Annotated in this window: 6 protein-coding genes; 1 reads left to right on the top strand and 5 read right to left on the bottom strand. The window is 52.1% G+C overall.

All coding sequences use genetic code 11. The features are described from left to right. Positions 1-87 precede the first annotated feature (87 nt). The gene (locus tag HAV38_RS19245) at positions 88-1,212 is read left to right on the top strand and encodes an MFS transporter (protein ID WP_245182465.1); all 1,125 of its coding nucleotides are present in this window, start codon (positions 88-90) and stop codon (positions 1,210-1,212) included. 258 nt (positions 1,213-1,470) lie between these two features. Here the strand turns inward: HAV38_RS19245 and HAV38_RS19250 are convergent, their stop codons facing one another. The 5 genes from HAV38_RS19250 to HAV38_RS19270 form a co-directional block, all read right to left on the bottom strand. Next, positions 1,471-7,089, bottom strand: a complete 5,619-nt coding sequence (locus HAV38_RS19250) for an autotransporter domain-containing protein (protein ID WP_168057025.1) — start codon at positions 7,087-7,089, stop codon at positions 1,471-1,473. A 754-nt stretch (positions 7,090-7,843) separates the two neighbouring features. Further along, complete coding sequence (locus tag HAV38_RS19255) at positions 7,844-8,140, bottom strand: hypothetical protein (RefSeq protein WP_168057026.1); 297 nt, start codon at positions 8,138-8,140, stop codon at positions 7,844-7,846. A gap of 231 nt (positions 8,141-8,371) precedes the next feature. Continuing rightward, positions 8,372-9,871, bottom strand: a complete 1,500-nt coding sequence (locus HAV38_RS19260; RefSeq protein WP_168057027.1) for a DegQ family serine endoprotease — start codon at positions 9,869-9,871, stop codon at positions 8,372-8,374. 204 nt (positions 9,872-10,075) lie between these two features. After that, positions 10,076-11,500, bottom strand: a complete 1,425-nt coding sequence (locus HAV38_RS19265; protein ID WP_168057028.1) for a sensor histidine kinase — start codon at positions 11,498-11,500, stop codon at positions 10,076-10,078. 7 nt (positions 11,501-11,507) lie between these two features. Continuing rightward, positions 11,508-12,164, bottom strand: coding sequence for a response regulator (locus HAV38_RS19270; protein ID WP_168057029.1), 657 nt, complete (start codon positions 12,162-12,164; stop codon positions 11,508-11,510). Between the last annotated feature and the right edge of the window lie 140 nt (positions 12,165-12,304).

Below are 12,304 nucleotides of genomic sequence, written 5' to 3' on the forward strand. Positions count from 1 at the left end.
TGGAGCAATCAATTGCAGGTTACAGACAAGCCAAAAAGTATCCTGGGTCAAATTCCTGCTGGAGTATGGATACTGGGATGCGTCAGCATGATGATGGATATTTCTTCGGAAATGATCCATAGCTTGCTACCGCTGTTTATGGTGACCACACTCGGCGCCAGTGCCCTGGCTGTCGGACTGGTGGAAGGATTAGCGGAATCGACGGCGCTCATCGTTAAAGTTTTCTCGGGAACATTAAGTGATTACCTTGGCAAGCGCAAAGGTTTGGCTGTCTTTGGGTATGCGTTGGGAGCTTTAAGCAAGCCGCTGTTTGCGATCGCGCCAACGATAGGCCTCGTGCTATCGGCCCGTCTGGTAGATCGCGTCGGCAAAGGCGTGCGTGGTGCGCCAAGAGATGCATTGGTCGCCGACATTACCCCTGCACATTTGCGTGGCGCGGCATTCGGGCTGCGCCAGTCGCTGGATACAGTTGGCGCGTTTCTTGGCCCTTTGCTGGCGGTTGGATTGATGCTCCTTTGGGCGAACGATTTTCGGGCCGTATTTTGGGTAGCCGTGATTCCGGGTGTGATGGCGGTCATGCTGCTACTGGTAGGCTTGCGCGAACCAAAACATGCGCACACCATAAAGCGCATCAATCCGATCAGCCGTGAAAACCTGAAACGGCTTAGTGGTTCTTACTGGGGTGTGGTCAGCATCGGCGCAGTGTTTACATTGGCGCGGTTTAGCGAAGCATTTCTGGTTCTGCGTGCGCAGCAGAGTGGTATTCCGCTAGCGTTAGTGCCGCTCGTCATGGTGGCGATGAATCTCATTTATGCTGTGTCAGCATACCCGTTCGGTAAACTCTCTGACAGAATGAGTCATAGACGGCTACTGGCATTCGGCTTGGTGGTCTTGATCGTGGCCGATCTGGTGTTGGCCGCCAGCAGTCATTGGGGTGTGGTACTGGCAGGTGTCGTACTTTGGGGCCTGCACATGGGTATGACGCAAGGCCTGCTTGCCACGATGGTCGCGCAGACAGCGCCGCCAGATTTGCGCGGTACCGCATATGGCTTCTTTAATCTGGTCAGTGGACTGGCCATGTTGCTGGCAAGCTTAGTCGCTGGTTTGTTATGGGATCGGCTTGGGGCTTCCTTCACCTTTTATGCGGGTGCGGTATTTTGTGCGATAGCGCTTGCAGGTCTTGCCAGGACCGCGAATCGTAGCAACGTTTAGCCCGGACAAATAGCAATGCCGGACATCTCAGGCGACGATAAAATTGTATAGGACGATGCTGTGGTTTGCTATTTTGCAGGCCTTAAATACCAGACTACTCAGCGCCAGCAGATGTCTCAGCCAAAGGAAGGGACAGGGGAACTCCTTAGGGATTGACGCAAGCGGTAAAACTTGCGATCACTCATTGATCATCGGCCACATCGGCCCGAGAGTATTGTTGAGGTCAATTTCAACAGATACGTCGGGCGGCACAATCTGTTAAAAACTAGTTTTCAATCCGATTGATCCTTCAATTGATGACCTGACCTGCGCTTCATCACTGCTGCCCAGCTTGAATAATTTTCCAATTTCACCATACAAGCTGGTCGTCCGAGCAAGCTGCAAGGTTAATCCGAACGCTGTTTCAGTTGAGGTGTAACCGACACTGGTTGATATTGGGGTTATCGCAGCAGGACTCACAAAAGTGGTTATGTCCTCCCCAGAGAACCCATGCCATATATTAACCCGTGCATAAGGCTGTAAATGTCCGATGGACGTTGCCACATCCGTCGTCACACGAACTCCCACACGGCCAAGCGCCTTTGGATTTGCATTCTGCTCAACGGTGGTGCCGGAGATATTTACACTATCTAACTTGATACTGTTATAAATCAACTGCGCCTGAGGCTCCAGCATCCAGCCATGCCCCAGCGGAAAGCTTTTGCCAATTTCAATCGACGCCATGGTGCTGAATCCATCACTGTTCGATTGCGTGGCCGGTGCGGTGACGGAAAGTCGATGAATGCCATACTGGAACACTAAGTCAGTATAAAAGCCGTCGTCCAGATAAGTACCATAAGCACCAATAAACTTACTATCCGAGCGCATTCTGCCAGCGCTTCCAAAAGCGCCACCGACGTTTCCGTTAACACTACCGTCTAGCTCCAGTGCACCCACGTATGCGCCGATGCCCCAGTTGTGACCCGCATAGATATCAACTCCGCTCTGAAAGCCGCCCATGTTGGCATGACTGTTGACGCTGGCTTCGCCTGCCTGAACCATATTGATGTTGCCTCCGACAGCACGTCCCCAGCCACGACGATTTGCATTTATCCAACCGGTATCACTGTCGTCGTCCACCGCAGTCTGCCGATTTTCATCGCCAACACGCCGGTGCAGGGTTGACAACATCGCCAAATCCCCTTGTCGTATGATATTGGGCAGCGCGGCGTATAGGGCCACCTCATTACGATAGGCAGGATTTGGTACGAGGTTAGTGACGGGATCGGGAAGCGCTGCAAAAGTGGTCAGATAACGTGTGCCAGCGGCGCTGGTCAGATGGTACTGATAAGCACCCGCATCGATATGGCCACCAGCGTTTGCAAGCGCAAATGTTCCGACATCCGCTGTCGCTCCATTTTGTACCAGTACCACCGGAATGCCGCTACCGGTGGTCAACGCACCGAGTCCGCCCCGGTTCACGATAAGCAAGTTTGTCGTTCCTTGTGCGATGGCAGCAACGCCACTTAACACTAACGCGTCGGTAGGACTGCTATCGGAGCCCAGCTGAGAGCCTAAAAGTACGGTGCCGCCGTCACCAGCTATCGGGCCGGTGATGGTGAGTTGGGTACCCGTTAGCACTGCGCTATTCGTAGAAAACAGACGCACAGTACCTGCATTATTGAGGCCGCCGATGCTTTGGTCATAACCGCCTAAATCCAGCATCGCCCCTTTATTAACGTTATGCGAGGATGCAGCACTGAAGGTATTGCTGGCGCCAGCGGCCAGCGTCCCCCCAAGGATGGTGGTAGTCCCGCTGTAAGTGTTTGCACCGGTCAGGGTAGTAATGCCGGTCAGATCCCGCGTTATATTACCGCTGCCACTGATCGCACCGCTGTAAGTTTGGCTATCGAGATTATCGAATACGACATTGCCGTTATCCGTAATGTTACGGTTCACTATGCTGCCTGCGGTGGCATCACTACCTCCGACGCGCAATATGGAGGCCGCATCGGCCACCGTCAGGGTAGAAGCGGCATTTTGCATCGCCAGATCGCCAATAATGCGCATATCTGCGCCGTTTGCCAGGGTAATGGCGTTAAAGCTATTGCCGACATTTAGACCACGCGTCATATCGTCGGTAGCAAACGAGCCAAAGCCGCGGCCTGCGCTTTGGGTGCCGGCAAATTTAAGTGTGTTTCCCGTTGTCCCGGCACCTGCTGTGACATGGTTCGTCGTTGAAATATCGACAGCACCAATCAACGCGTGGTTGTTATTTCCTGCGCCCAGGTTGATTTCACCCTTAAGCGTGCCACCGGTCCAGTTAACGGTGTTGGTGCCAGAACCGCCATTAACTTTACCGGTTACTGCTCCGCCCAGAAGATTAATAGTGTCACCGCCATCGCCTCCCAGAATCGCAACGTTTGCGTTGCTTGCTGCGGTTATGATGCCGGAGTTGATAATCGTCTTAGCGGTGTTGCCAGAAGCATCAATGACACCCACTGAACTGATACTCGCCGACGACAGGCTTCCGGTATTGTTGATTGTCGTAGCATGATGGGCCACTAGCGCAGCACCGCCGCTGGTACTGCTGACTGTAATCAGCCCTCCGGTAGTGACATTGCCGGTGGTGTTGGCCCGAACGCCAGTACCATTCGCACCAGATACATTGATCGTGTAGTGTGGGCCGACGACCAGATTGCTGGCAACATCAGCGCCGGTACCATACTGCTGGAACGCAATCCCTGTGCCGCTTCCCAATACGTTCAGTGTAACGATGGAGGTCGGATCAAAGCTGGTGGCTGTGCGAATTGCCGGACCGTTACCGGTATTGATCGTTACATTGCTGAGCTTGACTGCGCCGATTTCAGCCTTATTCTCAATACCTGCACCCGTTCCATTGGCTGTTAAAGTCAGATTGCTCGCGTCGAGCGAAGCGGCATTGGTATCAAGCAGTACGCCATTGGCGGTGCCTGAGGTGGTGATACTGTTATTTGTGCCCGTCAATGTCAAAGCCGCACCATTCAACAATTGCACACCAGCCACTCCGGTATTAACAATCACCGTGCCGAGGTTGGAAATTTTTGCGTCGTTGCCCGAAGCCCGGACGCCTACACCGCCGCCCACGGTGATGGTTCCCGTGTTATTTAACCGTCCGCCCTGCTGGACATCAATTCCAATACTATCGTTACCGGTGAATGCGATGTCACCACTGTTATCCAACTGCCCCAGATTGCGGGTAATATAGCCAACGATATTGTCCATACTGCCGGTAAGCGCTTTTGCGGTAGTGAGTTTGGTAGTCGCGTTGGGGGCTCCCACCAAAGCCCCCGTCAAACTATGCTGCTGTCCATCAACTATGCCACCGATGGCACCCGCGCTATTCAGGCTGATGTTAGTCAGCGCGCTAATGTCGCCAGTTGCACCGCCTTCAATCAGTACAGCAGTGGCACCCGCATTGTTGACGTTAACCGTCGCGTTATTAATTTTGATCGCAGTCCCTGAGCCGGTGCCTAACACCGCAGTACTATTAATCCCGCTAGCGGTCATGGTCAATCCCTGACCATTAAAATTGGCACCATCAGCAATTCGAAACAGCGTCGATCGATCGGTGTTGACATTCAGATTGGCGGCCGCGACATTTATTTTGGCATTAGTCCCATCAATAAAAAATCCGATCTCATCCGTATTTCCAAAATTTCGTAATACGTCAGTACCGACATTAATCACCGCGTTTCCACGCGCCAGCACACCGATAGCGCCCACGCCCGTTAAGCTGATCACAGAATCAATATTTGCCGTGGCAACACCGCTGCCGGTTCCTTCTGCCCAGACACCATAATTGCGCGTCCCGGAGGTCGGATCAATACCGCCGCTTACCGCAATACTGCCCGCGGTCGTGGAGGTTACGACAGACCCGAAGCTGCCGGTATCGATCACCTTAATTCCGACATTATTCGCGCCGACCACTGAAATTGCACCATTGTTGATCGCGCCCGTGCCCGTACCCACAGTCGAGTCCAGCACAAGAATACCGACATTTTGTAGGGGCGCAGCCAAGCCAGCGCCACCGTTGACGTCAATCGCGCCATTATTAGTAACGCTAAAATTAGTCGCACCGAGCAGAGCTATTCCCGCGGCATCCTGGACTAGCGACCCGAGTATTAACGTGCCGTTATTCACGATGGAAGCGCCTGAACCGTTCGCCACAATGGCACCGTTAATCCCATTACCGTTATTAATGGCGACGTCGGCAACCACATCCCCTGCGTGGACCTGCGGTGCGCGCCCGACATAAATAGTACCGCTTGCCTGATTAACAAAGCTGGCCGTTCCCTGCAACAGAACGCCGAAGGCCTGACCATTTACGGAAGATGCATACGTACTCCCCCAACTATCGCTGATATTAATAATCCCGCTGTTGCTGGCAGTAGCACCGCCCTCATTTAGAAATACCCCGATTGTTTGGGCTGGACCGCCTTCTAACGCTGCATTAATGATGCCTGTATTCGTGAAGGCGCCATTGTTGGTCACTTGTACACCATAGCTTTGATACAGATTGCCTTGCGAGAGCGCCCCTTGCTGCACTTTGGTACCGTCGGCATTCAACCATGCTCCGGACGTCACGACGCCACTGTTGAGTGCAGTACTGCCAGCTCCGTCAATCATCATCGCGATTGCCGGAAGCGTGCTGCCACTAGATTGCAACACAGATAGCATCCCATTATTAATTATATGACCGCCTGCATCAGCACGTAACGCACCGTCCGCCGAGCCCGCCACTTCCAATACGCCGCTACTTGTTAGTTTAGCGGTGGCATTGGAACCAGACGCGTGCATCACACTCAGATACTTGACATCTATTGCAGCAGGGTCCGTCGGATTAGCCTGTCCGTTGGTCCACTGAGAGACGTTCACCGTAAACGGTGTCTCCATTCCTAAGGCCTGATTAAAGGCGGCATTGTAGGCCGCCTGAGTGAGGCCGAATGCACCGGTCACCAGGCTGATAAGATAGGCATTGTAAGTTTGCAGGGCCACCGGGTTTGTTACGGTAAACAACTTACCGTCTGGCGCGGTGAGGTTACCTCCAAACTGGGTGGCGACACCCTGGAGTGTCGTCGTCGCAACCGGCGCGATGACGGCCGTGCTATCAAAAATAATACGATTTTTTGACGTCCAGTTGATGTTACTGGCAGCGCTACCCGTGCCATCGGCAAAGGTAATGTCGGTTTGTCTCGCAGCAATACTTAACGCATTTCCAGTGTCTGTCGTATTAATGTTATCGCCAATGTTGACGTTAAGTGTGCCGCCTGTTTTATCGACGTTCGCCATTCCGGCCTGAATATATAAGTTCGCAGTGCCGGGCGTTGCGACCAGAAAAGTAAAATTATTCGCATCACCGATTGTGGAATAGTTGAGGCTACCGTTGGTGTATACCGAAACGGTCCGGTTCACTTTTGTGACCGGATCCACCTGTGTAACCGATCCCTCCTGATTGGTCGGCATAACTGACCAATAATTGTTAAGATTCGACAGAAATGCCGAGGGATTGGTCTGAAGGTTGGGCAGATTTGCTGCATTAGCCGCATTGAGTGAATAGCTATTGGAAATTGCGCCATTTCCTGCCACCGCGCTCGCATTGAACGGGGTGGTGAAGGCTGTGATATTTCCATTGCTTACGGTTGTTACTGTCTGGCTGTAGCTGTTGGTCGGGGGGGCGGCATAAGTTTGGGCGAAACTATTTAAAACCGGAACGCCCATCAGCGTAAAAGCAGCGATCGATAAAATAGCCGACCTTTTATTGCTTCTGCTGTTTTTGACTCTCCCTTTACCGTTCTCAGAGACTGCCACCCAGGAAGCGTTAGATGCATTCCATACCGATTTATAAATCTTATTCACGTTTGTGCCTTATAAAATTAGACATCTTTAGATATTTCTATCTCTGTACAGAAGGGCATTCATATCAGTGACGCATATAAAAATTTTTGAAGGCATTGTTTTTTGAATGCCATTTTCGATGACAAAGTTACATCTTGATATGAGGGGGGGCAATGCGATTGATGACAGCTAGCGGACAGAGAAATCGCAAGAAAATCGGGACAGCATAGGTGAATTTGTTTGGAGTGCCCGATCACCAATTTGGCCTGATTACATCGCAATATCACTGCGTTTTTGTAGTGAAACTTGACGCGATTTGATAGGGGAAATGTCAGCTCGACGGGGGGCTAAAGAACGAGGGGAAAGGGCTGCCGTTTCGTGCAATGAATCCGCCAAAACCCACCGTGAACGCGAAGTAGCGTGCTGTGCGCAGCAATGTAAAACCTGTGGATTTTTACAGGCCGAATTATTGGCTTAACTACCGCAAACTCGACATCGCCGCTTGATCATTTACTGATGCAAGAGCAGACCAACTGAGGATGAATTGGAAGAGGGTTGAAAGGAGTGGTTAAGTATCTGGACAAGGCAAGGCTTGGCTGACGAGAGCAATCTACGATACGCGCAAAAAGACGCAGAATGAATGACGTTAACCCTGCAAACAAAAGGTTTATTTCCAGGAATTAATAGCTTTTTTTGATGTGGTTGCAGTAACAGTACTATCAACGTCACAAGTGAGTATTAAATTATTATGCAGTGCTATTTGGGCCTTTGTGCGTCAAGCAATTACCACGGCCATGAACACAGTGCACAGACTCAGCAAAGTCAGTCCAAAGATGAATGCAGCATCAGCATAATTTTCCAGCCGCGTGCTCCCAGACGAACGCATTGCGGCATACGAGAGCACGCCGCTGACCAAAAATACAAGACTATTCAGCGCCAGCAAATGCCCCAGCCAAAGAGCCAGGCCATTGAATCGGGCTAGTTTAATAATAGACAGGGCGGTGATGCAGACACCAATCATCGTAGCCGAGGAGGGAAGAATGTGTTGCGATAGATTGTTCGAACCCTTCATGCACGCCTTTAACACCTAATTTTCATCGCATTGTTGATAATGCTCACCCGCGCGCTGCCGTTACCCCGCTTAACGGTACGATATCTTCATGCCAGGCGATATTGAGCCGGCAAAAAATTGTCGGGTGATTCAGGCCAGCTTCGCAAGTGGTCCGTTTAGGCAGCGTTACGCGTTACAAGCCAAGACCGCCAAATCATTCAGACCCGGCGGCCGGTTACAAATGCAGACCAGTTACCCTAACGTCAAGGGGACAAAAATTTTCTGTCCGTCGCGCTGAACCAGCAAGGCGACGTTCTTTCCCGCCTTGTTAGCCAACTGACGCAACTGCTCAGCGCTGCTCACGGGTTTGCCATTGATGGACAGAATGACGTCGCCAGCCTGAATTCCCGCCAAAGCTGATGGCCCGGATGCTTCCCCCACCACCAATCCACCGCTTACTCCCGCCTGTTGGCGCTCGTCCTGATTTAGCGGCCGCACTGCTAATCCAAGGCGACCTTGTTCACCATTCGCAGTATCATTGCTTGCGACTTTATTGGGTGTCATTTCACCGACCTTGAACGACAGCGTTTTAGCTGTTCCATGGCGCACTACGTCGACGGTTACGGTGCTACCTGGCTTGGAATCGGCAACAAATTCTGGCAAATCGGCAGAGCGGTTAATTGCCTGTCCATTAAAACGTAAGATCACATCGCCGGTTTCTAATCCGCCTTTTTCAGCTGGGCCATTCTTTTCAACAGATCCTACTAACGCACCTTCTGCCTTTGGTAACCCGAACGACACCGCTAACGCCTGATTGACTTCCTGTACGCTGACGCCGAGGTGGCCGCGTGTCACTTTGCCATGTTGCACCAGCTGTTGTTCTACATGCATGGCGACATCAATTGGAATAGAAAACGACAGTCCCTGATACCCGCCGGTCTGACTGTAAATTTGCGAATTAATGCCGATCACTTGACCCTTGATATTAAATAAAGGACCGCCGGAGTTCCCGGGATTGACTGCGACGTCGGTTTGAATAAACGGCACGTAATTGTCGTCTGGCAGGGAACGCGATTTTGCGCTAACGATACCCGCTGTAGCGGTATTTTCAAAGCCGTACGGTGAGCCAATTGCCAACACCGGCTCACCCACTCTGGTTTGAGCTGGATTGCCGATTTGGACGGTTGGCAGGTTTTTAGCATCAATGCGTATAACGGCAATATCGCTTTGCTTGTCGGAGCCCAGCACCTTGGCCTTAAATTCGCGCCGATCCGTCAATTTAACCGTTACTTCCTGAGCACCATCGACCACATGAGCATTGGTTAAAATCAAACCGTCAGAACTAATAATAAAGCCTGATCCTAGCCCACGCATGATTTGCGGTCCTGGTTGGTGTGGCATTTGCAATTGTGGACCAAAGCGCTTAAAGAATTGCGAAAGTGGATCGTTTGGATCAAGTTGTGGGGTGTTATTTTCGCTTGCCGGAGTAGCCTTGGCGCTGCCGGTGACGCTGATGTTAACGACAGCAGGCCCCGCGCGTTCAACAATCGAAGAAAAATCAGTCGCCGTCGCGGTAATGCCCGAGGTCATTGGTGCCGCGGCGGGCGGTGTCGTCAGGGGTGCGGTTGGGAAAACGGCTGCATTAGCATTGGATATCGGTGTTACGGTCCCGTTAGAATGTACATAAACCCCTGTGACAGCAACCAGAATGGCGACGGCAATAGTGCTACGAGCAAAAGTTTGACGATTCATGCTGAACTCCTTTGTGGTGGATGGTTTGTGCCATTTCCCGTCGTCTGCCGCACCTTAACCATAACGGTACTGCGCTATGAAAGAGTGGAAACAACGGCTAAATGAAACACCCCGTGCAACACAGCATAAAGTCGAAAAATTAAGCCAGACTTAACATTTGAAATAATTCGGTCGGGTAATTCCTTCCGAGTCATTCACTTGAGACTAAATGGCAAACCGTATGCTCGCGCTTAATCCGGCTCCGTGGTTGTGCAACGCAACGGTGGCATGATGCGCATCGGCGATCTGGCGGACGATCGCCAGACCTAAACCGCTACCATGAAATTGTGACTGTGTGCTGGGTACGCGATAGAAGCGATCAAACACCCGGGGGAGATCGGTTTCAGGGATACCTGGCCCGCTATCGCGCACGGTCACGGTCACGAATTTGCCCGTTTGACTGGTTGAAGTTTTCGGCGCGCCGGAAGTAGCTATTGATGCCGCACTGGATAGCGTTAATGAGATAGCATCTGAGCCGGCATCCGAAAGAACAATTAATACGTCAATCACTCCATGCTCTGGCGTATGCCGCAGTGCATTATCGATCAAATTATTAAACAGCACGCGCAATGCATCGACATTGCCAGTGACGCTTACCTCTGCCGCCGCATTGATACACTGATCACTGATACCCAGATCAATGATACCCAGATCAATGTGGCGGGCGAGCGCGGCATTGGAGAAATCGGCCACGACGCTGCGCACGAGCGCCGTTAAATCAATGGGGACGTGCGGTTGTTCAAAGGCACCTGGCTCCTGACGTGTAAGTGTTAGCAACTGGTTTAACAAGTGCGTCGCGCGATCCAGACCTTTTTGTAGATCGGCAAAAGACGCTTGCCGATCCTCAGCGCCCGTTGCGCGTTCTGCAAGCTGGACCTGCAATCGTAAAGCGGTAAGCGGCGTTCGCAGTTCATGCGCCGCGTCGGCAACAAATGCGCGTTGTGCGTCAATTGCGCCACCTAAGCGCGCTAATAAATCGTTCAAGGCCTGCGTCAGAGGTTGGATTTCTTGTGGTAACCCGCCGTCCTCAATCGCCGCCAGTGAATGGAAATCACGCGTCTGGACCTCCGCCGCAGCACGTTTAATGGGTGCCAGCCCATGACCAACCACTACCCAGATCAAGAGGCCCAATAACGGGATGAGTAGAAGCAGAGGCGCAACGGTCTTGATCGCCATCTGCGCCGCGATGATCTGGCGCGCACGCTGCGGCTGCGCGACCTGCACAACGGTATTGCCAATCTGCGCGCTATATACGCGCCAGATACCATTATTTTGCTGGATGTCGGTAAATCCGAGTTCGGCCTGCAACGGCAGCGCGGCCTGCGTGTGAGAGTGATAGATAACCACGCCCGTGTTATTCCAGATCTGAATCATGATGTCATCGCTCATTTCGGGCGCGACATCGCGGTCCGGGTCAATCGGTGAAAACGCCTGACGCGGCAAGGACGCCACGATCTGCTTCATTTGATAGTCAAACAAGGCATTGGCTTCGCTGCGGGCCTGAAAATACAGTGTGATACCTGCCAGCAGGATGGCCCCGGTTAATCCGAGCGCTAGCCAAAAAAGAAGATTCCGTCTGATCGATCTCATGTTGACCTCATTTAGCCACCATGTAGCCGACCCCGCGCACGTTTTTGATAAAGTCGCTACCTAACTTTTTACGTAAGGCATGAATGTGAACTTCTACCGCATTGCTCTCAATACTGTCGTCCCAACCGTATATTTTTTCCTCCAGTTGGGCACGTGAAAGAACTGCACCGGGGCGATCCAGAAAGGCGCGCAATAACGCAAACTCCCGTGCCGACAAGTTGATCTCGTGGCCTCGGAGCAATACTTCATGGGTCGCCGGATCCAGCGTCAAATCGCCGACCTCGATCAATGGCGCCGCCCGTCCGGATTGGCGGCGCAACAAGGCGCGTATCCGTGCCGATAACTCCTCAAGATCGAAGGGCTTGATCAGATAGTCATCCGCGCCAGCATCCAATCCCGTAACCCGATCCTGCACCGCATCACGCGCCGTCAGAATGAGAACAGGGATCCGATTGCCGCGTGCCCGCACCGACTTCAATACTGCGAGGCCATTTATCTTGGGCAATCCTAAATCTAGCAACATTAGCTGATAATCCTCCTGTGCCACCGCAGCCTCGGCAGCTTGTCCATCCTGTACCCAGTCCACAGCAAAGCCCTCTAAATGCAGGCCCTTGCGCACGGCTTTGCCAACCATTAAATCATCTTCGACTAATAGCAAGCGCATGGTGAGTGATCCTTAATTAAAGTGGAAGTGGTCGCAATTCGGTAATGCGGCCATTAATGACGACCGAAAATTAGTTTAACGATAAATAATTAAGGGGCGCTTAAATCTGAGGATTTATGGTCGTTTGCCGATCCTCCGAG

Origin of the sequence: Glaciimonas immobilis, from assembly GCF_011947285.1 — a bacterium.
GTDB classification, from domain to species: domain Bacteria; phylum Pseudomonadota; class Gammaproteobacteria; order Burkholderiales; family Burkholderiaceae_D; genus Glaciimonas; species Glaciimonas immobilis.